22 protein-coding genes are annotated in these 24,447 nt (G+C 63.9%); 18 read left to right on the top strand and 4 right to left on the bottom strand.

Going from position 1 to position 24,447, the window contains the following annotated elements; translation table 11 throughout:
• The 14 genes from P0D87_RS12050 to ureG form a co-directional block, all read left to right on the top strand.
• The coding region (locus tag P0D87_RS12050; protein ID WP_408636831.1) for a DUF3443 domain-containing protein at window positions 1-1,299 on the top strand (1,299 nt) is incomplete at its 5' end.
• 672 nt (window positions 1,300-1,971) lie between these two features.
• Window positions 1,972-3,276 (top strand): urea ABC transporter substrate-binding protein, encoded by a 1,305-nt coding sequence (gene urtA / locus P0D87_RS12045; RefSeq protein ID WP_006048581.1) that lies wholly within the window; start codon window positions 1,972-1,974, stop codon window positions 3,274-3,276.
• A gap of 400 nt (window positions 3,277-3,676) precedes the next feature.
• Complete coding sequence (gene urtB / locus P0D87_RS12040) at window positions 3,677-5,323, top strand: urea ABC transporter permease subunit UrtB (RefSeq protein ID WP_053857654.1); 1,647 nt, start codon at window positions 3,677-3,679, stop codon at window positions 5,321-5,323.
• A 1-nt stretch (window position 5,324) separates the two neighbouring features.
• Window positions 5,325-6,521 (top strand): urea ABC transporter permease subunit UrtC, encoded by a 1,197-nt coding sequence (urtC, locus tag P0D87_RS12035; protein ID WP_053857653.1) that lies wholly within the window; start codon window positions 5,325-5,327, stop codon window positions 6,519-6,521.
• Window positions 6,518-7,381 carry an urea ABC transporter ATP-binding protein UrtD gene (gene urtD, locus P0D87_RS12030; RefSeq protein WP_006048584.1) on the top strand — a complete coding sequence of 288 codons (864 nt, stop codon included), beginning with the start codon at window positions 6,518-6,520 and terminating at the stop codon, window positions 7,379-7,381. Before urtC ends, urtD begins: the two co-directional genes overlap by 4 nt.
• A gap of 56 nt (window positions 7,382-7,437) precedes the next feature.
• Window positions 7,438-8,130: an urea ABC transporter ATP-binding subunit UrtE gene (urtE, locus tag P0D87_RS12025; protein ID WP_006048585.1), complete on the top strand. Its 693-nt coding sequence runs from the start codon at window positions 7,438-7,440 to the stop codon at window positions 8,128-8,130.
• Window positions 8,131-8,276: 146 nt separating this feature from the next.
• Window positions 8,277-9,170 carry an urease accessory protein UreD gene (locus tag P0D87_RS12020; protein WP_053857652.1) on the top strand — a complete coding sequence of 298 codons (894 nt, stop codon included), beginning with the start codon at window positions 8,277-8,279 and terminating at the stop codon, window positions 9,168-9,170.
• Between the two features lie 251 nt (window positions 9,171-9,421).
• On the top strand, window positions 9,422-10,222 hold the full coding sequence (locus P0D87_RS12015; RefSeq protein WP_053857651.1) for a transporter substrate-binding domain-containing protein: 801 nt from the start codon (window positions 9,422-9,424) through the stop codon (window positions 10,220-10,222).
• 133 nt (window positions 10,223-10,355) lie between these two features.
• Window positions 10,356-10,658: an urease subunit gamma gene (gene ureA, locus P0D87_RS12010; RefSeq protein WP_006048588.1), complete on the top strand. Its 303-nt coding sequence runs from the start codon at window positions 10,356-10,358 to the stop codon at window positions 10,656-10,658.
• 25 nt (window positions 10,659-10,683) lie between these two features.
• Window positions 10,684-10,989 (top strand): urease subunit beta, encoded by a 306-nt coding sequence (locus tag P0D87_RS12005; protein ID WP_006048589.1) that lies wholly within the window; start codon window positions 10,684-10,686, stop codon window positions 10,987-10,989.
• Between the two features lie 52 nt (window positions 10,990-11,041).
• Complete coding sequence (gene ureC / locus P0D87_RS12000; protein WP_006048590.1) at window positions 11,042-12,748, top strand: urease subunit alpha; 1,707 nt, start codon at window positions 11,042-11,044, stop codon at window positions 12,746-12,748.
• A gap of 2 nt (window positions 12,749-12,750) precedes the next feature.
• A complete protein-coding gene (gene ureE, locus P0D87_RS11995) occupies window positions 12,751-13,392 on the top strand; it encodes an urease accessory protein UreE (protein WP_053857650.1) in 642 nt (213 codons plus the stop codon).
• Complete coding sequence (locus tag P0D87_RS11990) at window positions 13,379-14,059, top strand: urease accessory protein UreF (protein ID WP_006048592.1); 681 nt, start codon at window positions 13,379-13,381, stop codon at window positions 14,057-14,059. Before ureE ends, P0D87_RS11990 begins: the two co-directional genes overlap by 14 nt.
• 11 nt (window positions 14,060-14,070) lie before the next feature.
• Window positions 14,071-14,724: an urease accessory protein UreG gene (ureG, locus tag P0D87_RS11985; RefSeq protein WP_006048593.1), complete on the top strand. Its 654-nt coding sequence runs from the start codon at window positions 14,071-14,073 to the stop codon at window positions 14,722-14,724.
• 111 nt (window positions 14,725-14,835) lie between these two features.
• Here the strand turns inward: ureG and waaA are convergent, their stop codons facing one another.
• The 4 genes from waaA to P0D87_RS11965 form a co-directional block, all read right to left on the bottom strand.
• A complete protein-coding gene (gene waaA, locus P0D87_RS11980; RefSeq protein ID WP_053857649.1) occupies window positions 14,836-16,149 on the bottom strand; it encodes a lipid IV(A) 3-deoxy-D-manno-octulosonic acid transferase in 1,314 nt (437 codons plus the stop codon).
• A 64-nt stretch (window positions 16,150-16,213) separates the two neighbouring features.
• Window positions 16,214-17,098: a Kdo hydroxylase KdoO gene (gene kdoO / locus P0D87_RS11975; RefSeq protein ID WP_006048595.1), complete on the bottom strand. Its 885-nt coding sequence runs from the start codon at window positions 17,096-17,098 to the stop codon at window positions 16,214-16,216.
• 49 nt (window positions 17,099-17,147) lie between these two features.
• A complete protein-coding gene (waaC, locus tag P0D87_RS11970) occupies window positions 17,148-18,149 on the bottom strand; it encodes a lipopolysaccharide heptosyltransferase I (RefSeq protein ID WP_029971088.1) in 1,002 nt (333 codons plus the stop codon).
• Window positions 18,150-18,435: 286 nt separating this feature from the next.
• Complete coding sequence (locus P0D87_RS11965; RefSeq protein WP_006048597.1) at window positions 18,436-19,830, bottom strand: phosphomannomutase/phosphoglucomutase; 1,395 nt, start codon at window positions 19,828-19,830, stop codon at window positions 18,436-18,438.
• Between the two features lie 244 nt (window positions 19,831-20,074).
• Between P0D87_RS11965 and P0D87_RS11960 the strand changes: the two genes are divergently transcribed.
• The 4 genes from P0D87_RS11960 (at window position 20,075) to galE (ending at window position 24,444) form a co-directional block, all read left to right on the top strand.
• Window positions 20,075-21,337, top strand: a complete 1,263-nt coding sequence (locus P0D87_RS11960) for an oligosaccharide flippase family protein (RefSeq protein ID WP_053858967.1) — start codon at window positions 20,075-20,077, stop codon at window positions 21,335-21,337.
• On the top strand, window positions 21,334-22,167 hold the full coding sequence (locus P0D87_RS11955) for a glycosyltransferase (RefSeq protein ID WP_053857648.1): 834 nt from the start codon (window positions 21,334-21,336) through the stop codon (window positions 22,165-22,167). The genes P0D87_RS11960 and P0D87_RS11955 overlap by 4 nt, the downstream gene beginning before the upstream one ends.
• Window positions 22,168-22,260: 93 nt before the next feature.
• Window positions 22,261-23,409 carry a glycosyltransferase family 4 protein gene (locus P0D87_RS11950; protein WP_053857647.1) on the top strand — a complete coding sequence of 383 codons (1,149 nt, stop codon included), beginning with the start codon at window positions 22,261-22,263 and terminating at the stop codon, window positions 23,407-23,409.
• 12 nt (window positions 23,410-23,421) lie between these two features.
• Window positions 23,422-24,444: a UDP-glucose 4-epimerase GalE gene (gene galE / locus P0D87_RS11945; RefSeq protein ID WP_029971085.1), complete on the top strand. Its 1,023-nt coding sequence runs from the start codon at window positions 23,422-23,424 to the stop codon at window positions 24,442-24,444.
• Window positions 24,445-24,447 lie beyond the last annotated feature (3 nt).

Below are 24,447 nucleotides of genomic sequence, written 5' to 3'. Positions count from 1 at the left end.
ACTCCGACTCCGACTCCGACTCCGACTCCGACTCCGACTCCGACACCAACTCCGACTCCGACTCCGACTCCAACTCCAACTCCGACACCGACACCAACCCCAACACCGACACCAACACCAACCCCAACACCGACACCAACCCCAACACCGACACCAACCCCAACACCAACGCCCACACCAACGCAAAACACAGCCTCCATCACAATAGAACGATGGACAGGCGGCTACGCGAACACGCCGTACGTCACGGTCACGATCTGCATTCCCGGCGTGCAAGGCGCGAATCAATGCGCGACCATCGATCACATGTTGCTCGATACCGGCTCCGCAGGCGTGCGTGTGATGGCAAGCGCGCTCGGGCCGGCGCTGGCGGGCAGCTTGCCGGCGCAGACAGGCGCGACCGACGACCCCACGCACAACGCGTCCATCTCCCAGTGCGCGATCTTTGCGTCGGGTTACACGTGGGGCTCGGTCAAGCGCGCGGACGTGAGCATCGGCGGAAAACTGGCGGGCAGTCTGCCGGTGCAGATCGTCAGCGACGGCGCGAATCCGACGCCGACCGATTGCGCGTCGCGCGGCGTCGTCGATATTGGTAGCGTCGCGCAGCTCGGCGCCAACGGCGTGGTCGGCATCGGCTCGGCGGTCCGCGACTTTCCGCTCGCCGCGCAATATGTGTTGCCGGCAACGTACTATTACTGTCCGTCGTCGGGTCCGTGCGCGAACACGCGCGTGCCGCTCGATACGCAGGTCATGAATCCGGTTGCGGACTTCACGACCGACAACAACGGCACGATCATCCGTCTTCCTTCGTTGCAGCCGGGCGGCCAGGCAAGCGCGACGGGCGAGCTCGTGTTCGGCATCGGCACGCAGCAGAACAACGCGCTGCCGTCGACCGCGAACATCATCCCGCTCGACAGCAACGGCTTTTTCACGACGACGTACAAGGGAAGCGCGTTCGGCAACGGCGTGATCGACAGCGGCTCGAACATCACCATCTTCGGCGACACGGCCATTCCGTTCGATGCCTGGGGCCGCTATACGCCATCGACCACGTTGAGCCTGTCCGCCGTGCTCAAGCCGACGAGCGGCGCGCTCAAGTCCGCGACCGTGCCCTTCCAGGTCGCCAACACCGCGAGCCTCCTCGCCGGCACGTATGCCGCGTTCGACAACATCGCCGCGTACACGTCGGTCTCGGGCTATTTCATCTGGGGCTTGCCGTTCTTCTTCGGCCGCAGTGTTTATACGGCGCTTAGCGGCTCACAAGCCGGACCGCAGAGCGGGCCCTTCGTTGCGTTCTAAGAAAGCCGACGCATAACGCGGGTAATACGCGAGGCTGGCAAAGGCAACAGCCGGCCTCGTGCAAGACCATTCACACGCGTTCATTAGCTCACATTGGACACGCCGGCGGCGGCCGCGAATATCGCCGCGATCTTGCGGTTTCGATCACCTCGGAAAAGCCGCCGAGGCCGACGAACCACGCGGCGATAGCCGCGCTCGCACCCGATCGAGCGCGTGCGCTGTCTTCGCCAAGCCGGCGGTGAAACGCGAGCGCTATCGAACAGTACGCTGCCCCTCTCACGCCGGCCGTGAAAGGCGAGCGCAATCTCAGCGGCGCGTTGCGTTCGCCACAACCACCGCCATACGCGAGCGCCACCGCAAGCGCCGCATCCCCATGCACAACGCCGCTGCGCATGTGCACCGTCAAAGCCCGCTTGCCTATTCTCACGCCTCGTCGCGGCGCGTCCCGCACCCGAACGAGGCGCATCCCATCTGCATGCACCACATTCGTACGCCAGCACGCATAAGCCCGCTTGCTCCGGGCCGCGCCACAGCGCGCGACGCTGCCATCCCGCGCGTTTCATCAGCATGGCATATGCCTTGCAGTACAGGAGCGGCAAATCATGCAGGGCACGCCCCTGTGGCTGAGATCGACGCCCATAAACATTCATCATCAATGGCAAGGGGATACACATGAAACGTCGCAGTCTGTTGAAGTTCGGCTCCATGTCCGGCGCGCTCGCGCTTGCAGGCCGCGTGCCGTTCGCGCACGCGCAGTCCTCAAGCGGCCCGATCAAGGTAGGCATCCTGCATTCGCTGTCGGGCACGATGGCGATCTCCGAGACATCGCTGAAAGACACCGCGCTGATGACGATCGCGGACATCAACAAGAACGGTGGCGTGATGGGCCGTCAGCTTCAGCCGGTGGTCGTCGACCCGGCATCGAACTGGCCGCTCTTCGCAGAAAAAGCGCGTCAACTGATCACGCAGGAAAAATGCGCGGTGGTGTTCGGCTGCTGGACTTCCGTGTCGCGCAAGTCGGTGCTGCCGGTCTTCGAGGAACTCAACGGCCTGCTGTTCTACCCCGTGCAGTACGAAGGCGAAGAGATGTCGCGCAACGTGTTCTACACGGGCGCCGCGCCGAACCAGCAGGCGATTCCCGCAACCGAATATCTGATGAGCGCGGAAGGCGGCGGCGCGAAGCGCTTCTTCCTGCTCGGCACCGACTATGTGTATCCGCGCACGACGAACAAGATCCTGCGCGCGTTCCTGAAGTCGAAGGGCGTGCAGGACGCCGACATCCAGGAGGTCTACACGCCGTTCGGCCATAGCGACTACCAGACCATCGTCGCGAACATCAAGACCTTCTCGCAAGGCGGCAAGACGGCCGTGATCTCGACGGTGAACGGCGACTCGAACGTGCCCTTCTACAAGGAACTCGGCAACCAGGGGCTGAAGGCGTCGGACGTGCCGGTCGTCGCGTTCTCGGTCGGCGAGGAAGAACTGCGCGGCATCGACACCAAGCCGCTCGTCGGCAATCTCGCGGCATGGAACTACTTCATGTCGGTGCGCAATCCGGCCAACGAGAAGTTCAAGAAGCAATGGGCCGCGTGGGTCAAGGAAAACAACCTGCCGGGCGGCACGAAGCGCGTGACGAACGATCCGATGGAAGCGACTTTCGTCGGCATTCACATGTGGAAGCAGGCGGTCGAGAAGGCCAAGAGCACGGACGTCGACAAGGTTCGCGTGGCGATGGTCGGCCAGCAGTTCGCGGCGCCTTCGGGCTTCACGCTCGAGATGGACGGCAACCACCATCTGCATAAGCCGGTGATGATCGGCGAAGTGCGCGCGGACGGTCAGTTCAATGTCGTGTGGCGCACCAAGACCGCGGTTCGCGCGCAGCCGTGGAGTCCGTTTATCGCGGGCAATGCGGGCAAGCCGGATGTGGTGAGTTCGATTCCGGCGTTTCTGAAGCGCTCGCGGTCGCGGGTCGCCTGATTGGGTGGTGCGGCGTGTCGCGGCGGCTTGTGTTGCCGTTGCGATGCGTTGGTTTTGTGGTTGCGGCGCGCGTGCGGGGAGTCGCTTTGCGGCGCATGGCTTCGGGTTGAATTGCGTGGCCGTGCGTTGCTCGAATCGCGTGGATCGCGTAGTGCGTGGGTTGTACTGCGTCGCCGTGTTGCGTGGTCGTACTCCGTGGTCGCGTCGTGTGCCGTACTGCGCTGTCGCGCTGCGCGATCGCTCGCTGTCGCACTTCACCGCCGCACTACGCCGCATCACGCCGCCAGCACCTCGCCACAACAAGCGGCTGGCCACAAGCATCCGCAGCACTCCCGCAACCCATCGCGCGAAACGCTGCCTTGCATCGCGCCGCGCCGCTAGTCATTCTTCAAAGGCCATCATGGCGTTTTCATTTCTCACTTCTGCACAGCGGTTCGCTCGACGCGGCACCGCATCGGCACTGCTCGCGTTAGCAACATTAGCCACGCTAACGCCACACGCCGCGTTCGCGCTGACCACCGCCGATGTCGCGCCGCTCGCCGCCGACGACTTCGACGCCAAGTCCGCAGCGATCGACAAACTCATCGCGAATCACGACAAGGAATCGCTGACGGTGTTAAAGGCGCTGTCCGAAGACGCGGTCCTCGCCACCGACTCCGGCGCCGTCCTGCTACCAGACGGCGACACGCTGCACGATGCAGTCACCGGCAAGCCAGTCGAAGCCGGCGACGCCCAACCCGTCACGCTAAACAATCTGCTGCGCTCAAAAGTATCAGGCGCGCTCTCCGGCCTGCAACTCGACTCCGCCGACAAAACGACGCGCGAAGAAGCCATCAACGCGCTGCTGAAAAACCCGGACCCGTCGATCAAACCACTCGTCGACGCGGCCCGCGCAAAGGAAACCGACCCGGCGCTCAAGAAGCGCCTCGATACGCTTTGGGCCATGACCGCGCTGCATGACGCGGACGCGACGAAACGCCTCGAAGCGGTGCAACTCGTCGCCGCTCGGCACGACCTCGACATGAACGAACTGCTGCGTCCGCTCGTCGCGAAGAAGCCCGACGGCACCTTCGCCGAAACGGACGCTCGCGTGCGGGCCGCGGCACAAACGGGCATCGACGAACTCGATGCAATCCAGCGCCGCAGCGCAATTGCGGGCACGCTGTTCGCGGGCCTGTCGCTTGGCAGCGTGCTGCTGCTCGCCGCGCTCGGGCTCGCGATCACGTATGGCCTGATCGGCGTCATCAACATGGCGCACGGTGAATTCCTGATGATCGGCGCCTACGCCACCTATGTCGTGCAGAACCTCTTTCAACGCTTCGCGCCCGGCGCGTTCGACTGGTATCCGCTGCTCGCGGTGCCTGCGTCGTTCGTCGCGGCGGCGCTTGTCGGCATCGTCATCGAGCGGCTTGTGCTGAAGCATCTGTATGGCCGTCCGCTCGAAACGCTGCTGACCACGTTCGGCATCAGCCTGATTCTGATCCAGGCAACGCGCATGCTGTTCGGCGCGCAGAACGTGCAAGTCGTGAACCCTTCGTGGATGAGCGGCGGCGTAACCGTGTTGCCGAATCTGATCCTGCCGTATAACCGCCTCGTGATCCTCGCGTTTGCGCTCTTTGTCGTCGGCATTGCATGGGCCGTGTTGACGAAGACGCGCCTGGGTCTGTTCGTGCGCGCCGTCACGCAAAACCGTCGCATGGCCGCTTGCGTCGGCGTGAAAACCGCGCGCGTCGATTCGTATGCGTTCGCGTTCGGCGCGGGCATCGCGGGACTCGGCGGCTGCGCGCTCTCGCAGATCGGCAACGTCGGCCCTGACCTCGGTCAGAGCTACATCATCGATTCGTTCATGGCGGTCGTGCTGGGCGGCGTCGGTCAACTGGCGGGCACGGTGATCGGCGGCTTCGGGCTCGGACTCGTCAGCAAGGCGATCGAACCGTTCTGGGGCGCGGTGCTCGCGAAGATCGCGGTGCTCGTGCTGATCGTGCTGTTCATCCAGAAGCGTCCGCAGGGCATGTTCGCCCTCAAGGGCCGCAGCGCGGAGGCATGACATGACATCTGCGACTTCTTCTTCGAACGCGCCCGCTCACGTCGGCACGCACGGCACAAGCGGCGCCGAAACGCGCGCCGCGCAATCCGGCTTCGCGCTCGGCTTGCCGCCGCGTCCCGCGCTGCTGTCGCGGCGCGCGTGGCTCGCGCTGATCGCGTTGATCATCGTGTTCGGGCTCGGCGTGCCATTCGCCACGCTCGTCGTGCCGGAGACGAGCCCGCTGCATCTGTCCGCCTACGCGATGACGATCACCGGCAAGTTCATGTGCTACGCGATCGCCGCGCTGGCGCTCGATCTCGTCTGGGGTTACTGCGGCATTCTGAGCCTCGGTCATGCGCTGTTCTTCGCGCTCGGCGGCTACGCAATCGGCATGTACCTGATGCGCGCCATCGGTCACGACGGCAAGTACGGCAGCGACCTGCCCGACTTCATGGTGTTCCTCGACTGGCATCAACTGCCGTGGTACTGGGAAGGCACGCAACATCTCGGCTATGCGCTGCTGCTGGTCGTGCTGGTGCCGGCCGTGGTCGCGTGGGTGTTCGGCTTCTTCACGTTCCGCTCGCGCGTGAAAGGCGTGTATCTGTCGATCATCACGCAGGCCATGACCTTCGCCGCGATGCTGCTGTTCTATCGCAACGAAACGGGCTTCGGCGGCAATAACGGCTTTACGGATTTCAAGCGCATCGGCGGCTTCGCGATCACGCACCCGGGTACGCGCACCGCGTTGCTGCTGATTACGTTTGCCGTGCTGATTCTCGCGTTCATCGGCGCGCGCGCGATCGTCACGTCGAAGCTAGGCCGCGTCGTCACCGCCGTGCGCGACGGCGAGACGCGCCTCATGTTCCTCGGCTATAGCCCGCTCGCCTACAAGCTGTTCGTGTGGACCGTGTCCGCGGTGCTGTGCGGCATTGCCGGCGCGTTGTATGTGCCGCAAGTCGGCATCATCAATCCCGGCGAAATGTCGCCGGGCAATTCGATTGAAATGGCGATCTGGGTCGCCGTGGGCGGACGCGGCACGCTGATTGGGCCGATTGTCGGCGCATTCGCGGTGAACGGCGCGAAGAGCTTTTTCACGGCGAATTTCCCTGAATACTGGCTGTTCTTTCTCGGTCTGATTTTCGTGCTGGTCCCGCTGTTCTTGCCGAACGGCATCATGGGACTCATCGAACTCGTGACCCGCAAGAGGAACCGCTCATGAACGAAAATCCGATGGTTCCCGATCTCGCGTTGCCCGAACAACCTTCCGAGCATGCGCTAAGCGGCGTCGCCAGCATGGGGCACGCGGTCGTGCCGGGCGAGATCGACGTGTCGCACGGCACGATCCTGTATCTCGACGACGTGACCGTGAGCTTCGACGGCTTTCGCGCGTTGAACGCGCTGACGCTTTCCATCGACGCCGGCGAATTGCGCTGCATCATCGGCCCGAACGGCGCGGGCAAGACGACGATGATGGATGTGATCACCGGCAAGACCGCGCCCGATTCCGGCAAGGTGTTTCTCGGCCAGTCGATCGACCTCACGCGGATGAACGAGCCGTCCATCGCGCGCGCCGGCATCGGACGCAAGTTTCAGAAGCCGACGGTTTTCGAGCAGCATCCCGTGTGGGAAAACCTCGAACTGGCGATGAAAACCGACAAGGGCTGGCTCGCGTCATTGCGTGCGCGGCTCGATCGCGAGGCACAAGCGCGCATCGAAGAAACGCTGGCGTTGATCGGTCTCGAAAGCGAGGCGCGGCGTTTGGCCGGCGAGTTGTCGCATGGACAAAAGCAGCGGCTCGAGATCGGCATGTTGCTGATGCAACAACCCGCGCTGCTGCTGCTCGACGAACCCGCCGCCGGCATGACCGACGACGAAACCATGCAGCTCGCCGAACTGCTCAACCATCTGCGCGGCACCTGCTCGATGATGGTAGTCGAGCACGATATGGAGTTCGTGGCAGCGCTGTCGGGCAAGACCGGCAAGGTCACGGTGATGGCCGAAGGACGCGTGCTCGCGCACGGCACGCTCGACGACGTCAAACGCGACGAGACCGTGATCGAATCGTATCTCGGCCGCTGAGTTAGCCCTATTAGTTTGTTCGATCAGCGCGCAGTGAATCACAGGACCGGACCACCATGCTAGAAGTACAAAACCTCAACCAGTACTACGGCGGCAGCCACATTCTTCGCGATGTGAAGCTGACGGTGCCCGACGGCAAGCTCACTGTGCTGCTGGGCCGCAACGGCGTCGGCAAGACCACGCTGCTGCGCTGCCTGATGGGCGTCGTGCAGACGAAGAGCGGCTCCATCGCGTGGCGCGGCGCGCCGATCACGAAGCTGCCCACGTATTCGCGCGTCGAGCATGGCCTCGCTTATGTGCCGCAAGGGCGCGATATTTTTCCGCGGCTCACCGTCGAAGAAAATCTGCTGGTGGGCGCGGCCAGCAAGAAAGCGCCGAAGAAAGTCCCCGAGCGCATCTACGAATTGTTTCCGGTGCTGAAGGATATGCGCGGGCGTCGCGGCGGCGATCTGTCGGGCGGTCAGCAGCAGCAGCTCGCGATTGGCCGCGCGCTGATGAGCGAGCCGCAACTGCTGATTCTCGATGAACCGACGGAAGGCATTCAGCCGTCGATCATTCAGGACATTGGCCGCACGCTGCGTCAACTGGTCGAGGAAATGGGCATGACGGTGCTGCTCGTCGAGCAGTACTACGACTTTGCGAAGGAGATTGCCGACCGCTATTGGGTGATGAGCCGGGGCGAGATCGTCGCGGGCGGAGAAGGCGCGAATATGGATGCGGACGGCGTGCGTGCGCTGATCGCTGTGTGACTCGTGGGCGTTGGCTTGCGTGCTATGCTCGGCGCGTGTTGTGCGTGTTGCTCGGGCCTCGCGTTGGCTCCGGCTCGCTGCTGTAGTTCCTGTATTCACACATCCATCGCACGTTCATTAGCACGTTCATTAGCACGTCCACTTGCATGTCGCTTCACGAAAACCACGTCACGTTGGCCAATGCGCAAAGCGAAGCGCATGCGCTATGGCGCGCGCGTCTCGAACTCGGCTTCGTCAGGCGAGCTCAGCGCACGGCGCTTGAACACCGGCTCCACGATGGACCGTTGCGCGTGCAGCGGCCGCTTTATCCCGAGGGCGAGTCCATCTGTCATGCGGTGATCGTGCATCCGCCCGGCGGGATTGCGGGCGGCGATCAGCTCGACATCAGCGTGAATGTCGGCGCCGCCGCGCATGCCGTCATCACGACGCCTGGCGCGACCAAGTGGTACAAATCCAATGGACGCGCCGCGCGGCAAAACATCGCCGTGCACGTCGGCGAGAACGCGAAGCTCGACTGGCTGCCGCAGAACAACATCGTGTTCGATCATGCGAATGCGGCGCTGGATTTTTCGCTGACACTCGACGAAGGCGCGACCGCGATCGGCTGGGACGCGACGCAGTTGGGCCGGCAAGCGGCCGGCGAGCGATGGTCGGAGGGAAGCTTGCGGGCGGTGTCGCGGATCGTGCGGGCAAAGAACGACATGAACGGCGACTTGCTGTGGTTCGAGCGCGCGAGCCTCGCCGCCGACGACCCGTTGCGCGATGCCGCTCAAGGACTCGGCGGCTTTCCCGCGTACGGCACGCTGTGGGCGATCGGCGCTGCTTGCGACGACGCGCTCGCCGAGGCGCTGACCGCTCAGCTTCCATTCGACAGCACGATACGCGCAGCGGCCACTTGCGTGACGAGCGGCGTGTTGCTGGTTCGTGTCCTCTCGCGTTCAATGGAGAGCTTGCAACGCGCGTTGACGCAATGCTGGATGCAGTTGCGCCCCATCGTGCACGGCGTCGATGCCGTGCCACTAAGAATCTGGACCACCTGATCTGGGCCACCTAATCTGGACCACCTAGCGCGCCGCCGCGCTTTCACCGCGTAAGACAGCCCCGCACCACACTGGCGCAACGGCGAGCCCCCACATGGTGCGCCGCGCTGAAAACTCCCCGCTCGCGCCCGCCGCACCACGATGGCACACACCTTGCGTTGTTAGCGCGCGATGCTGCCGCGCCTCGCGCGTCGACATCGCGCCCGAACGCGCACACCGACCACACCACGCCTGGACCACGCCTACATCACATGAACCGACCCACGCTTCGTTCCATGCGCCGCACGCTGCTCGCCGCACTGCTCGCCTCGCCTGTCCTCGCCGTCACCGTGCCCGCCCACGCGGACACGCTCGACAACATCGCCAAGGCGGGCGTGCTGAAAGTCGCCGTGCCCGAGGACTATCCGCCATTCGGCTCGGTCGGCCCGGACATGAAGCCCCAAGGCTACGACATCGAGACGGCCGCGCTGCTCGCGAAGTCGATGAACGTGAAGCTCGAACTCGTGCCCGTCAACAGCGCGAACCGCATTCCGTATCTGCAAACGAACAAGGTCGACCTCGTGATCTCGTCGCTCGGCAAGACGTCGGATCGCGAGAAAGTGATCGACTTCTCGACCGCGTACGCGCCGTACTACCAGGGCGTGTTCGGTCCCGCCGACGTCAAGGTGAGCGGCCCCGCCGACCTCACCGGCAAGACGGTCGGCGCGACGCGCGGCGCGCTCGAGGAACTCGGCCTCACGCAAATGGCGCCGAACGCGACGATCAAGCGCTTCGAGGACAACAACGCGACCATCGCCGCATTTCTGTCGGGCCAGGTTCAACTGATCGCGGCGGGCAACATCGTCGCGGCAGCGATCCTCGCGAAGAATCCGCCGCGCCGTCCCGAGCCGAAGTTCGTCATCAAGAACTCGCCGTGCTTCGTCGGCATGAACAAGAACGAGCCGCGCCTGCAGCAGAAGGTCAATGCCGCGATCGCGCAGGCGAAGCAGGACGGCACGTTCAACACGATGTCGAAGAAGTGGTTCGGCGCGGCGCTGCCTGCCGATCTGTAAGCGCGCCGTTAGCCGGACTTGATAGCGTCGCTGTTTTGTCCGGCATTGCACGGGTCGCATCCGCGACCCGCAACGCATATCATTGTCGCGACCCGATCCACTTGGACCGGGCGCCACTCACCGCACTCATTCGATGAAGCTGACACCTCGCGAGAAGGACAAGCTGCTGATTTTCACCGCTGCGCTGCTTGCCGAACGGCGCCGCGCGCGCGGCCTCAAACTGAACTATCCGGAAGCGGTCGCCTTCATCACCGCCGCGCTGATGGAAGCGGCGCGCGACGGCAAGACCGTCGCCGAGGTCATGCACTACGGCACGACGCTGCTCACACGCGACGACGTGATGGAAGGCGTGCCCGAGATGATCCCCGACATTCAGGTCGAGGCGACCTTCCCCGACGGCACCAAGCTCGTGACCGTTCATCATCCGATTCCCTGATTCGCTGAACCACAAAGGCACGCCCATGATTCCCGGCGAACTCCTCACCGACGACGGCGAGCACGAACTCAACGCGGGCCGCGCCACCGTCACGGTCGTCGTGTCGAATACCGGCGACCGGCCGGTGCAGATCGGCTCGCACTACCATTTCTACGAAGTGAACGACGCACTCGCGTTCGACCGCGAAGCCGCGCGCGGCTTTCGCCTGAACATCGCGGCGGGCACGGCCGTGCGCTTCGAGCCAGGCCAGGAGCGCACCGTCGAACTCGTCGAACTGGCGGGCGAGCGCATCGTCTACGGCTTTAACGGCAAGGTGATGGGCAAGCTGTGATGCCCTTGCGGGCACTCGCCCCGAACGACCTGCTCATTTCCGGACCCACACCATGACCTTACGCATTGGCCGCCGCGCATACGCGGAAATGTTCGGCCCCACCACCGGCGACCGCGTGCGTCTCGCCGACACCGAGTTGCTGATCGAAGTCGAGCGCGACTTCACGACCTATGGCGAGGAAGTGAAATTCGGCGGCGGCAAAGTGATTCGCGACGGCATGGGCCAGTCGCAGCGCGTGCATGCCGAGGTTGTCGATACTGTCGTGACGAATGCGGTGATTCTCGATCACTGGGGCATCGTGAAGGCCGACATCGGCATCAAGGACGGCCGCATTGCCGCGATCGGCAAGGCGGGCAACCCCGACATTCAGCCGAACGTGACGATTGCGATTGGCGCGTCCACCGAAGTGATCGCGGGCGAAGGACTGATCGTGACGGCGGGCGGCATCGACACGCATATTCACTTCATCAGCCCGCAGCAGATTGAAGAAGCGCTCGCAAGCGGCGTGACGACGATGCTCGGCGGCGGCACTGGCCCCGCAACGGGCACGAATGCGACCACTTGCACGCCGGGTCCGTGGCATCTCGAACGCATGCTGCAAGCCGCCGATGGTTATCCAATGAACCTCGGCTTTCTCGGCAAGGGCAACGTGAGCCAGCCGCAGCCCGCGCTCGAACAGATCGCGGCGGGCGCGATTGGTCTGAAGCTGCATGAGGACTGGGGCACGACGCCGGCCGCGATCGACAACTGTCTCTCCGTTGCCGATGACACCGACACGCAGGTCGCGATTCACACGGACACGCTGAACGAAGCGGGTTTCGTCGAAGCGACCGTGGCCGCGTTCAAGGGCCGCACGATCCACACGTACCACACTGAAGGCGCGGGCGGCGGCCACGCGCCGGACATCATCAAGGTATGCGGCGAGGCGAACGTGCTGCCTTCGTCGACGAATCCGACGCGCCCTTACACCGTCAACACGCTCGAAGAGCATCTCGACATGCTGATGGTGTGCCATCACCTGGACCCGTCGATTGCGGAAGATATTGCGTTTGCCGAGTCGCGCATACGCCGCGAGACGATTGCCGCCGAAGACATCCTGCACGATCTCGGCGCGCTCTCGATGCTGTCGTCCGATTCGCAGGCGATGGGGCGCGTGGGCGAAGTGATCATCCGCACATGGCAGACCGCGCACAAGATGAAGGTGCAGCGCGGCGCGCTGCCCGAAGACGGCGCGCGTCACGACAACTTTCGCGCGAAGCGTTACGTCGCCAAGTACACGATCAACCCCGCGATCACGCACGGCATCGCGCATGAAGTCGGTTCGATCGAGCCGGGCAAGTGGGCCGACCTCGTGTTCTGGGAGCCGGCGTTCTTCGGCATCAAGCCTTCGCTGATTCTGAAGGGCGGCATGATCGCGATGGCGCAGATGGGCGACCCCAACGCGTCGATTCCCACGCCGCAGCCGGTGCATTATCGCGAGATGTTCGCGACGCGCGGCGGTGCGTTGGGGCGCACGTCGCTGACTTTCGTTTCGCAACTCGCCGCCGAGGCTGGCGTTGCCGAGCGTTATGGTTTGAACAAGCGTATCGTGGCCGTGAAGAACTGCCGCAACATCACGAAGGCCGACATGATTCACAACGCGTGGCGTCCGTCGATCAGCGTCGATCCCGAAACCTATCAGGTGATCGCCGATGGTCAACTGCTCACGTGCGAACCGGCCACCGTCTTGCCGATGGCGCAACGCTACTTTCTGTTCTGATCATGCGCACACTCGACAAACTGCTTGCACCTCATCTGAAGCTCGCGCCCGTGCTTATCAAGCGCGCGCCGACCTTGACACTTGCGTTCGACGAACGTCGCAAGAGCCGCCTTGCCGCCACGCTCGATAACGGCGAGGAAGTGGCGTTGCTGCTGCCGCGCGGCACCGTTCTGCGCGACGGCGATGTGCTGGTCGCCGACGACGGCGGCCTCGTTCGTGTGGTCGCCGCGGCGGAAACCGTGCTCGTGGTCCGCGCGAAAGATACGCTGACGCTCACGCGCGCCGCATACCACCTCGGCAATCGCCACACGCCGGTTGAAGTCGGCGCGGATTATCTGAAGCTCGAATACGATCCCGTTCTCGCCGATATGTTGAAGCGCATCGGCGCAACCGTCGATCAGGTGTCGATGCCGTTTCAGCCCGAGTCGGGCGCATATGGCGGCGGCCACAAGCATGGCCACGACGAGACCTTCGCCGAAGACTATGCGTTGGCGCAGCAGGTGTTCGGCGAGCATCATGGGCATGGGCATTCGCACGAGCATGAGCATGGCCACGAAGGCCACGGCCACTCGCACGATCATGAAGCCCACGTACACGACGAATCTTGCGGCCACGCGCATCACGCTCACCATGCGCATCGCTGAACTCACTGCGCTATTGCATCTCGCGTCGCCGGCATTGCCGATCGGCGCATTCAGTTATTCGCAGGGTCTCGAAGCGGCGATCGAAGCGCAACTGATCACCGACGCCGACTCGGCCCGCGACTGGATCGCAAGCGGCCTGACCGACGTGCTCGCGCATGGCGAACTGCCGTTCCTCGCGCATCAAATGGAACGCTGGCGCACGCACGACGCCGACGGCCTCGCACAAGCGAACCGCGAATTCCTCGCGAGCCGCGAGTCCGCCGAGTTGCGTCGCGAGACCGAGCAAATGGGTTGGTCGCTGCGGCAATTATGCGTGTCGCTCGAATGGAGCGATGCAGCGCGGCGCGCGACGCTTACTGCGATCACGCCGCTCGCTCAGCCCACGGCATTCGCTTTCGCCGCCTACGCGCACGATGCAGCGGTCGATGCCGCCCTCGCCGCGTATGCATTCAGTTGGGTGGAGAACCAGGCCGCTGCCGCATTGAAGGCGGTGCCGCTCGGGCAACTCGCGGGGCAGCGCATTATCGTCGCGTTGCGCGGACCGATCGACGCAGCGGTCACGCGCGCGCTCGCCACATCGCCGGAACATATCAACACTTTCGCGCCGCAACTCGGCATTCTGTCGGCGCGTCACGAGTCGCAGTATTCGCGGCTCTTTCGCTCATAAATCGATCCATCATGAACGCACCTCAACATTCCGCTCACTCGTCCGTTCGCACGAAGAAACTGCCGCCGCTGCGCGTGGGCGTCGGCGGTCCGGTCGGCTCGGGCAAGACCACGCTGCTCGAAATGCTCTGCAAGGCGATGCGCGAACAATACGATCTTGTCGCGATCACCAACGACATCTATACGAAAGAAGATCAGCGCCTGCTGACGGTGGCGGGCGCGTTGCCGGCCGAGCGCATCATGGGCGTCGAGACGGGCGGCTGCCCGCATACGGCGATTCGCGAGGACGCGTCGATCAACCTCGAAGCCGTCGACCGCATGCTCACGCGCTTCCCGGACGCGGACATCGTTTTCATCGAATCGGGCGGCGATAACCTCGCGGCAACCTTCAGCCCGGAACTGTCGGACCTGACTATCTACGTGATCGACGTGGCGGGCGGCGAGAAGATTCCGCGCAAGGGCGGCCCCGGCATCACCAAGTCGGACCTGCTCGTGATCAACAAGACGGACCTCGCGCCGATGGTGGGCGCGAACCTCGACGTGATGGCTTCGGACGCGAAGAAAATGCGCGGCGAGCGGCCTTTCGTGATGACCAATCTGAAGGCGCTCGACGGGTTGGATCAGGTGGTGCGGTTTATCGAGCGGAAGGGGTTGTTGAGGGTTTGAGGGCGGAGCGTGATGCTCGGCGTCTCACTCGCCCGGATGAGGGTGATCGGTGCGAAACGCAGTTGTCTTCAGGATATACGAATTAATTAGCAAGAAGCGCCGAGCCCCCCCTCACTCCGGCAACACCGCCATCAACACATCCACCGTGCGCGCGGTCGCGCCGCGATGGCGCGCGGCGAAGGCCGATGCCGCGCCGCCCATCGCGAGGCGCCGCGCCTTGTCGTTGAATAGATCGCGCAGTGCGCGGGCGAGGTCGGCCGGGTCTTGCACTTGCACCGCCGCGCCCGCGGCGACCGCATCGGCCGTGGCCTGCGTGAAGTTGAACACGTGCGGGCCGATCAGCACCGGCACGCCGACCGCGCATGCCTCGATCAGATTCTGTCCGCCGAGCGGCAACAGACTGCCGCCGATAAACGCCAAGTCGGAGGCCGCATAATAAGCGCCCAGTTCGCCCATCGAATCGCCGAGCAGCACATTCACGTCCGCCGGCAACGTAGGCACGCCGCCGCTCGCAGCCACCGCGGCCGATGCCACCTTCGCATCCGGCGCCCATTGCGAACGCCGCGCGAGCCGCAAGCCCGCTTTCTCGACGAGCGCCGCCACTTCGTTAAAGCGTTGCGGATGACGCGGCACGAGAATCAGCAGCGCGCCTTCCACGCCAAGCTCGGAGAACGCCTGCAGCACGAGTTCCTCTTCGCCCTCGCGCGTGCTTGCCGCAACCCACACGGGACGCGCGCCGATCGCCGCGCGCCACGCATGACCGCGCGCCGCCAGTTCAGGCGGCGTGTTCATGTCGAACTTCAGATTGCCGAGCACCGCGACGTTGCGCGCACCGAGCGCGGTGAGCCGCTCGGCATCCGACGGACTTTGCGCCAGCACGCGCGCAAAGCCGCCGAACACGTCCTTCGTCGCACCGCCGAACTTCGCCGCGCGCTTGAATGAGCGCGCCGACATGCGCGCATTGGTCAGCACGAGTTGCACATCCGCGCGACGGCATTCGTCGATCAGCGTGGGCCACACTTCGGTCTCCATCACGAGACCGACCGACGGCCGCCACGCGCGCAGAAAACGCCGCACGGCGTGAGGCATGTCGTACGGCAGATAGCTGCGCAACACGCGGTCGCCGAAAATCTGCTCGCCGGTTGCGCGGCCGCTCGGCGTCATGTGCGTCAACAGAATGCGCGCATCGGGACGCGCCTTCATGAGCGCGTCGATCAGCGGCTGCGCGGCGCGCGTCTCGCCGACCGACACGGCATGCACCCAGATCAACGGCGCGTTGTCCTCAGGCAAACGTCCGCGCGCATGCCCAAAGCGTTCGCCGATATGCTGACGATAACCGCGCTCCTTGCGCGAGCGGATCAGCAAACGCAGCACGGCGACAGGCGCGATGATCCACCACAGCGCGTTATAGATCACCCTCAGCATGCGCGCTCCGCATCACGAAGCACGCGACGGGCTGACGAAGCCGGCGACTCGCAATAAGCGGCGCTCAAACCAGCGCCCTGCCCTTCAGGCGTTCGAGTATGCCGAGCGGCGCGCACTCGGGTTGCGCCATCGCCTTGACCGGCAGGAAGAAGGTCTGTTCGAGCATGAACTGACCGGACATCACCGCGTGCGAAGTCTGGTCGGAGAAACACACCCACACGCTGCCCGGCGGAAACGGCATGGTCTCCTGCGGGCTCGTCTTCTGATACTCGAGATCGGCCTTCATGCCGTCGTGCAGATTGAGCATCAGATGGTCGTATTCGCTGCGCGGCGACTTCGTCACATGCAGCAGATTCAGCAGCCACGCGGCGCCCGGCATTTGCGGCTTGATGCGCGGCAGGAAGCGTTTGGCCATGTCCTCGAACGGTTCGCCGACTCGCCACACGCGCGGCACGCCATGCGGATTGACGTTGGTGAAGACGCGCAGAATGCGCTCGCCGTAATTCGGCCGCGACGGGAATGCGTCGACGTGCAGGCGGCTATCGTCCTTGCGCCACGACGTCTGCCGCGTTTCCACCTGATGCAGCCGCAGGCTCGTGGGCGCGACCCGCAGCCGGCCGTTGTATTCGGGAAAGAGCCCGTCGACCAGCGTGCGTGCATTCGCCTGATAACGCGCGATCAACGCGCGCACCGCGGACTGCGTGACGGCGTCCCCAGCCACGCCATGCAGCGCGCCGCCGTTCGGTTCGAGGCTGATGTTCTTGCGATTCGGATCGGCGAGCGCGGGATCGAGCAGCGCCTGCTCGCCGCCTTCGATAGCAAAGCGCAGATTCGGAAAATACAGCACTTTGCCGCGTTCGACGCCGGCCAGCAGCGTCTCGCGCGGCACGGACAGATTGCGTGCGTGCCAGTCGGCGTTCGCGACTTCGATGATCTGTGTTTCGTTCATGATCGCCCTTGAAAACGGATGATGCGTAAGGCGAAGCGCGCCGGACGAATTACAGCAGGCCGAAGCCGGCAAGCGCGGACTTCACTTGTTGCAGCGTGGGCGGTTGCCCGGCCGTGCCGAGATTGACGACGTTCGGCGACCAGTAGCCGCCGGTACGCCACGCGGTGGCGAAATTGTACAACTCGACCGTGGGCCGCTTCAGCGCAGCCGCAATGTGAACCAGACCTGTGTCAACGCCGACTGTCGCAGCCGCGCCTTCGATCAATCCGACGACCGCGGGCAACGACAACTTCGGCGGCACGATGGCCGCCGCGCCGAATTCCTTCGCGAGACGCTCGCTCGTCGCGCGCTCGGCGTCGCTGCCCCACGGCAGGACGATCGACGCGCCGCGCCGCACGAGCGCCTGGCCCAATTCGATCCACGCGGTATCGGGCCATTGCTTGTCGGCGCGCGAGGTCGCGTGCACGAACACCACGTAAGGCACCGGAAGATTCAGATTGGCCGCCGACAACGCCAGCGCAGCGCGCCCCGTGTCGATGCCGAAGTCGATCTCGTCGGTGGGTTGCGGCTCGGGCTCATTCAGCGCCGCGGCCACCAGTTGCCGCGTGCGTTCGACAACATGCGTGCGCGGCGCGATCGGCACGCGCTTGTCGTAGAAGAATCGCACCGGCCATTCGTAGCCGGCGCCATCCGTGCGATTGCCGAGCCCGACGAGCGGTCCGCGCGCCATGCTCGCGACCCATGCGGTCTTGATGAGCCCCTGGCAGTCGATCACGAGATCGTAGTGCTCGGCGGCGAGCGCGCGGCGAAACGCGCCGATCTCGCGCCAGTTGTCGAGCGAAAGAATGCGTTTGCGCCAGCGCCGCAGCGACACAGGAATCGCACGCCGCACGCCGCTAACGAGTTCGACCAGCCCCACGAAGCTTTCCTCGACGAGCCAGTCGATCTGCGCGTCGGGATGGCGGCGCCGGATGTCGGCGATCACCGGCATGTTATGGACGACGTCGCCCAGCGACGACACCCTCACGATCAATATCTTTTGCACGCTCAAGAGAGGAAAACCGGCCAGGCGGTCCTAAGATGCATTGAAAGAGGCGCGGCGAAAAACCTGCCGCTTCGCTTCACGCGATATACCTCCAGCGAGCGGCGACACGACCTTGATGCGCTTATGCGCTGATGTCGCGTCGCCAGGACGGCAATTCTAGCGCGACATAGCTGATCGGCATGAAAAAACGCGGCGCGGTAAGTGAGACCCGCGCCGCGTTATAACGCAAACTGCGAAAGACCACTGCGGCTCATTGCAAACCGCTGCGCCTTCGCTGCCGCCGTTCAAGCTTTTAGAACGGCAGCTTTGCGTCTGCCTTCTCCGCCATAATCACGCGGCGGAAATCTTCCTGGATGCGCTTGAGCGCCGCGTCGTTATCGGCTTCGAAACGCATGACCACGACCGGCGTGGTGTTCGACGAACGCGCAAGGCCGAAGCCGTCCGGGTATTCGACGCGCAGGCCGTCGATCGTCACCACGTCGTCCGCGCCGGTGAATTGCGCGTTCTTCTGCAGGCGCGCGATCAGTTCGAAGTTCTCGCCTTCCTCAAGCTTGAGTTGCAGTTCCGGCGTGGAATGCGAGTTGGGCAGCGAGTTCAGCAGCTTGCTCGGGTCCTGCACACGCGTGAGGATTTCGAGCAGACGTGCGCCCGTGTACAGGCCGTCGTCGAAACCGTACCAGCGGTCTTTGAAGAACACGTGGCCGCTCATTTCGCCCGCGAGCGGTGCGCCCGTTTCGCGCAGCTTGGCTTTCACGAGCGAGTGACCCGTCTTCCACATGAGCGGCTCGCCGCCCTTGTCTTTGACCCACTTCGCGAGATTGCGCGTGCACTTCACGTCGTAAATGATCTGCGCGCCCTTGTTGCGCGACAGGACTTCTTCGGCGAACAGCATCAGTTGGCGGTCCGGATAAATGATCTGGCCGTCTTTGGTGACGACGCCCAGGCGGTCGCCGTCGCCGTCGAACGCGAAGCCGATTTCCGCGTCGGTTTCCTTCAGCGCGCGAATCACGTCCTGAAGATTTTCCGGATGAGCCGGGTCCGGGTGATGGTTCGGGAAGTTGCCGTCGATCTCGGTGAACAGTTCAACGAGTTCGCAACCGAGCTTCTTGAAAAGCTTCGGCGCGAGACCGCCCGCGACGCCGTTGCCGGTATCGACCACGATCTTGATCGGACGCGCGAGCTTGACGTCGCTCGCAATGCGTTCGAGATACGCGTCGGCAATGTCGTAGTCGGTGTAGGTGCCGCTGCCTTCGGAAAAGTTTTCGTCGACGATGCGCTGATGCAGCGCGAGAATCTGCTCGCCATAAATCGCCGAGCCGCGCAGCACCATCTTGAAGCCGTTGTAATCCGGCGGATTATGACTACCCGTCACGACGATGCACGAATCGACACGGCGTTCGCCGCCTTCGAGCTGCAACGGCACGCTTGCCGCGAAGTAGCCGACCGGCGTGGGCACCATGCCGACATTGACCACGTCGACGCCGGCCGCACGCAGGCCGTCCGACAATGCCTGGATCAATTCCGGACCCGACAGGCGACCGTCGCGCGCGACGACTACAGCGTCGCCGCCTTGCGCACGCACTTCGCTGCCGAATGCGCGGCCGATCGAACGCGCCGTGTCGGCGTCGAGCGTCTTGCCGATCACACCGCGAATGTCATACGCCTTGAAAATAGATTTGGAGATCATGTTGGCTCACTTGCGTGCAATGGAAAATTTTGACCGGCGCGGTCATGCAGATCGGTAAATCATGGTGATCGGACATGGTGCCGCGCCCTTGCCGGAAGCGATCCGGTTCCAACTTATAATTGCGCTTTTCGGACCAGCCTGGTAACGCCATTCTAATGCTTAGACGCCCTCCATTTGTAAAGTTGCCGGGATGGCCTGCCAGGTGCGCGCACTCGCGCACGATGCATTGGCGGGCGCCTGCCGGATGCTGACGCTCAAACGCTTCGCCAATCCGGACGTCACGCGCGCGTTCACGAATATCGTCTGGCTCGGGCTCGAACGGCTCACGCAAATCGGCGTGGCGATTGCGATCAGCGGCATCCTCGCGCGTTACTTCGGACCCGATACGTTCGGCAAATGGCAATACGCGAACACGCTGCTGCTCGTGCTCTCGCCGATCACATGGGTATGCGGCGCGGAGATTCTGGTGCCCACCATCGTCGCGCGGCCGCCCGCGCAACTCGGCACCGTGCTCGGCAGCGCCTTCACGCTGCGCTTTGCCGTTTCGGTCGCGGCGTTGCTGCTCACATGGCTCGCCATTGCACTCGGCCTCTTCGATCCGCTCGTCGGCGCGATGCTCGCGGGCCTTGCCGTCACGATGCTGTTTCGCGAACCGTTCGTCGGCGTGATCAATGCGTGGCTGCAAAGCATGACGTACAGCAAGCCGCAGTTGCTCACGAGCATGAGCACCGCGGTCATCAAGGCGGGCTTCGTCTATCTGCTCGTGCGCGCGGCTGCCGAGCCCTCGCGCTTCGGCTGGCTGTGGGCGCTGGAGTCGGCGGCCATCGGCGGCGTGCTGGTCGTCTATTACATTCGACGTCATGGCGGCAAGCTGGGCTGGCACTTCGACCGCTCGCTGTTCAGGCATTTTGCGAGCGCGGGCACGGTGTTCTGGCTCGGCCTGATCTGTATGTACCTGTTCCTGAAACTGGACCGGCTCATGCTCGAACGCGCCGTTTCATTCGCCGATCTTGGGCGTTATTCGGCCGCGCAGCAACTGAACGAAAACTGGATCACGCTTGCGTTAATGCTCGCACAGACTATCGCGCCCGCATTCGTCTACCGTGTGCAGCAGGCCGCGCACTTGCGCCGGAACATCTGGCGCCTCACCGCGATGACCGCCGCGTTGATGATCGGCGGCGCGCTCGTGCTCGACCTGCTCGCGGGCTTTATCATTCGCCGCGTGTTCGGGCCGGGCTTCGAAGGCGCCATCGAGATTTTCCGCTGGGCCGTGTGGCTTTCCGTGCCCGCGGGCATCGAGGCGATCGGCAATCTCGTCGTGCTGAAGTATCAGGCGAAGTTCGTGTTGCTGTTCAAATGGCTGCTCGCGCTTGCCGTGGCGTTCGTCGTCAATCTGCTGGCGATTCCACGGCTCGGCGCCTATGGCGCGTTGGCCGGACTCGCGTGCGGTTATCTGGCGGCGGCGGCAGTTAATCTTTATTACATTCGTTTCAAATTGCGCCCATGACGCTTCCCGCCACCGACACGCCGCCGCACTGCCTCGACGACGTCGCGGTGCTGATGCCCGCCTATAACGGCCAGGCCGACGTCGATCTGACGCTCGCGTCGTTCGATGAACGTCCGCTGGTGCACGTTCTGATCGTCGATGACGGCAGCACGCCGCCCATCGTCGCGCCCGAGCTTGCAAACATGCACATCGAAGTGCTGCGCATGCCGGTGAACGGCGGCATCGAGCGCGCACTGGAAGCCGGCATCGACGCGCTCGCGCAGCGCGGCTATCGTTACGCGGCGCGCATCGACGCGGGCGACCGCAGCGTGCCGCAGCGTCTTGCGAAGCAGCGCGCGTTCATGGAAGCGCATCCGCGCGTCGCCGGGCTCGGCATGTGGACGCAGGTCGTCACGCGCGCGGGCGAGCCGCTCTTCATGCTGACGCCGCCGAGCGACCCGGTGGACATCCGCCGCCTGCGCTTTTTCCGCTCGTGCCTCGCGCATCCTTCGATGATGCTGCGAATCGACGCGGTGCGCGCCGTCGGCAACTATCGCGCGATGTATCGCTCGGCCGAGGACCTCGATCTGTTCGTACGCCTGATGGAGCGCTACGACTGCGCGAATCTGCCGGAGCTGGGCCTGTACTACGAGCTGAACGAAGGCGGCATCAGCGCGACCAGGCGCCGCCGCCAGGTGCTGTCGACGCTGCGGCTGCAACTGCGCTACTTCAACATCGCGAATCCGTACGACTGGTTGGGCCTCGGCAAAAATCTGCTGCATCTCGTGACGCCTTACCGCGCGTTGCAGCGGGTCAAACGCGGCCTTCTGGCTGCGCGCGCGAGTCATTGAGCCGCGGCCTCGCGCGGTTTTGCGCAGTTTGGTCGTCGTCGTCCGCCTGTTCTCACAGCTTGTCTTTTCATTCACCGCCGAGTTCGTTCCCGCATGAAGCCAGCCCTGAAGTCGACGCCCGCGTTGCGCATTACACTCGTGTGTAACACCGCCTGGGCAATCTATACGTATCGGCAAGGCCTGATCCGCATGCTGGTGGGACGCGGCGTCGACGTGACGGTGCTCGCGCCGCGCGACCGCACCTTCGAACTGCTGACGGCAATGGGTTGCCGCTGCATCGAATTGCCGGTCGCGTCGAAAGGCACCAATCCGCGCGACGATCTGCGCACGCTGTGGTCGCTCTACCGCCGTTACCGCGCGATTCGCCCGCACGTCGTGTTTCACTACACGATCAAGCCGAATATTTACGGCTCGATTGCGGCGAAGCTCGCGGGCGTGCAATCGGTTGCGGTCACAACGGGCCTCGGCTATGTGTTCATCCAGCAGAGCCGCGCCGCGCAGGTCGCTAAAAAACTGTATCGTTTTGCGTTCCGTTTTCCGCGCGAAATATGGTTTTTGAATCGCGACGATCAGACAGCGTTTGTCGAACAGAATTTGTTGGTGCATCCTGAACGCGCGCGGCTTCTGCATGGCGAAGGCGTCGACCTCGAACAATTCGGCTTCACGCCCTTGCCCGAGCGCGCGGAATTCAGGTTCGTGCTGATCGGCCGTTTGTTGTGGGACAAAGGCGTGGGCGAATACGTCGAAGCGGCGCGGCGTGTGCGCGAACGCTATCCGCATGCGTGCTTCCAGTTGCTCGGGCCGGTCGGCGTCGACAATCCGAGTGCGATCACGCGCGACGAAGTCGCGGCGTGGGAACGCGAAGGCATCGTCGAGTATCTCGGCGAGGCGCACGACGTGCGGCCCTTTATCGCCGATGCGGATTGCGTCGTTTTGCCTTCGTATCGCGAAGGCGTGCCGCGCACGCTGATGGAAGCGTCGGCGATGGGACGGCCGATTGTCGCGACCGACGTGCCCGGCTGCCGCGAAGTGGTCGCGCACGGCGTCAACGGATTGCTTTGCGAAGCGCGCAACGCGGACAGCCTCGCGGACGCGCTCGCGCAGATGCTCGACATGAGCGGCGCAGAGCGCCGCGCGATGGCGGAACGCGGCCGGCAGAAAGTCGCGCAGGAATTCGACGAACGCGTCGTCGTCGAAACGTATAAAGACCTGGTGCAAAAAATGACGGGCGTTTTACTTTAACGGAGCAACAGCATGACCACGAAGGGCACGATTCTGGTAACAGGCGGCGCGGGCTTCATCGGCTCGCATACCTGCGTCGAACTGCTGAACGGTGGCTACGACGTCGTGGTAATCGACAATCTCGTGAACAGCAAGCGCGAATCGCTGCGGCGTGTCGAACAGATCACCGGCCGCACGGTCGCGTTTCATGAAGCCGACGCACGCGACGAAGCCGCACTCAACCGGATTTTCGACGCGCATCCGATCACCGGCGCGATTCACTTCGCGGCGCTGAAAGCGGTGGGCGAATCGGTCGCGAAGCCTGTCGAGTACTACAGCAACAACGTCGGCAGCCTGCTCGCGCTGCTCGGCGTGATGCGCGATCGCAACGTGAAGCAGTTCGTGTTCAGTTCGTCGGCCACGGTGTACGGCGTGCCGAAAAGCTCGCCCATCGACGAATCGTTTCCGCTGTCGGCCACCAATCCGTATGGCCAGTCGAAGCTGATCGCCGAACAGGTGCTGCGCGATCTGCAGGTCGCGGACCCGTCGTGGCGCGTCGCCACGCTGCGCTATTTCAATCCGGTCGGCGCGCACGAGAGCGGCCTGATCGGCGAAGATCCTGCGGGCATTCCGAATAACCTGATGCCCTATGTCGCGCAGGTCGCGGTCGGCAAGCTCGACAAGCTGCGCGTGTTCGGCGGCGATTATGAAACGCCGGACGGCACGGGCGTCCGCGATTACATTCACGTGGTCGATCTGGCGCGCGGGCACCTGGCCGCGCTGGATGCACTCGTGAAGCGCGACGCGAGCTTCGTGGTCAATCTCGGGACTGGCCAGGGCTATAGCGTGATCGACGTCGTGAAGGCATTCGAGAAGGCGTCGGGCCGGCCCGTGCCGTATGAAATCGTCGCGCGCCGTCCGGGCGACGTGGCGTCGTGCTTTGCCGATCCGCGCGCGGCGCTGGAGGTGCTCGGCTGGCGTGCCGAGTTCGGTATCGAAAGAATGTGCGCGGACCATTGGCGGTGGCAGTCCGCGAATCCGAACGGCTTTAATTGATGC

It is taken from the genome of Paraburkholderia sp. RL17-368-BIF-A (assembly GCF_046054045.1).
In the GTDB taxonomy this organism is placed as follows: Bacteria; Pseudomonadota; Gammaproteobacteria; order Burkholderiales; family Burkholderiaceae; genus Paraburkholderia; species Paraburkholderia graminis.
This window is presented reverse-complemented; position numbering and strand designations above follow the sequence as displayed.

Bases quoted from the DNA above. Each gene is read 5' to 3' on its own strand.
- urtA (WP_006048581.1), top strand. From the start codon at position 1,972: ATGAAACGTCGCAGTCTGTTGAAGTTCGGCTCCATGTCCGGCGCGCTC.
- urtB (WP_053857654.1), top strand. From the start codon at position 3,677: ATGGCGTTTTCATTTCTCACTTCTGCACAGCGGTTCGCTCGACGCGGC.
- urtC (WP_053857653.1), top strand. From the start codon at position 5,325: ATGACATCTGCGACTTCTTCTTCGAACGCGCCCGCTCACGTCGGCACG.
- urtD (WP_006048584.1), top strand. From the start codon at position 6,518: ATGAACGAAAATCCGATGGTTCCCGATCTCGCGTTGCCCGAACAACCT.
- urtE (WP_006048585.1), top strand. From the start codon at position 7,438: ATGCTAGAAGTACAAAACCTCAACCAGTACTACGGCGGCAGCCACATT.
- P0D87_RS12020 (WP_053857652.1), top strand. From the start codon at position 8,277: ATGTCGCTTCACGAAAACCACGTCACGTTGGCCAATGCGCAAAGCGAA.
- P0D87_RS12015 (WP_053857651.1), top strand. From the start codon at position 9,422: ATGAACCGACCCACGCTTCGTTCCATGCGCCGCACGCTGCTCGCCGCA.
- ureA (WP_006048588.1), top strand. From the start codon at position 10,356: ATGAAGCTGACACCTCGCGAGAAGGACAAGCTGCTGATTTTCACCGCT.
- P0D87_RS12005 (WP_006048589.1), top strand. From the start codon at position 10,684: ATGATTCCCGGCGAACTCCTCACCGACGACGGCGAGCACGAACTCAAC.
- ureC (WP_006048590.1), top strand. From the start codon at position 11,042: ATGACCTTACGCATTGGCCGCCGCGCATACGCGGAAATGTTCGGCCCC.
- ureE (WP_053857650.1), top strand. From the start codon at position 12,751: ATGCGCACACTCGACAAACTGCTTGCACCTCATCTGAAGCTCGCGCCC.
- P0D87_RS11990 (WP_006048592.1), top strand. From the start codon at position 13,379: ATGCGCATCGCTGAACTCACTGCGCTATTGCATCTCGCGTCGCCGGCA.
- ureG (WP_006048593.1), top strand. From the start codon at position 14,071: ATGAACGCACCTCAACATTCCGCTCACTCGTCCGTTCGCACGAAGAAA.
- waaA (WP_053857649.1), bottom strand. From the start codon at position 16,149: ATGCTGAGGGTGATCTATAACGCGCTGTGGTGGATCATCGCGCCTGTC.
- kdoO (WP_006048595.1), bottom strand. From the start codon at position 17,098: ATGAACGAAACACAGATCATCGAAGTCGCGAACGCCGACTGGCACGCA.
- P0D87_RS11965 (WP_006048597.1), bottom strand. From the start codon at position 19,830: ATGATCTCCAAATCTATTTTCAAGGCGTATGACATTCGCGGTGTGATC.
- P0D87_RS11960 (WP_053858967.1), top strand. From the start codon at position 20,075: ATGCTGACGCTCAAACGCTTCGCCAATCCGGACGTCACGCGCGCGTTC.
- P0D87_RS11955 (WP_053857648.1), top strand. From the start codon at position 21,334: ATGACGCTTCCCGCCACCGACACGCCGCCGCACTGCCTCGACGACGTC.
- P0D87_RS11950 (WP_053857647.1), top strand. From the start codon at position 22,261: ATGAAGCCAGCCCTGAAGTCGACGCCCGCGTTGCGCATTACACTCGTG.
- galE (WP_029971085.1), top strand. From the start codon at position 23,422: ATGACCACGAAGGGCACGATTCTGGTAACAGGCGGCGCGGGCTTCATC.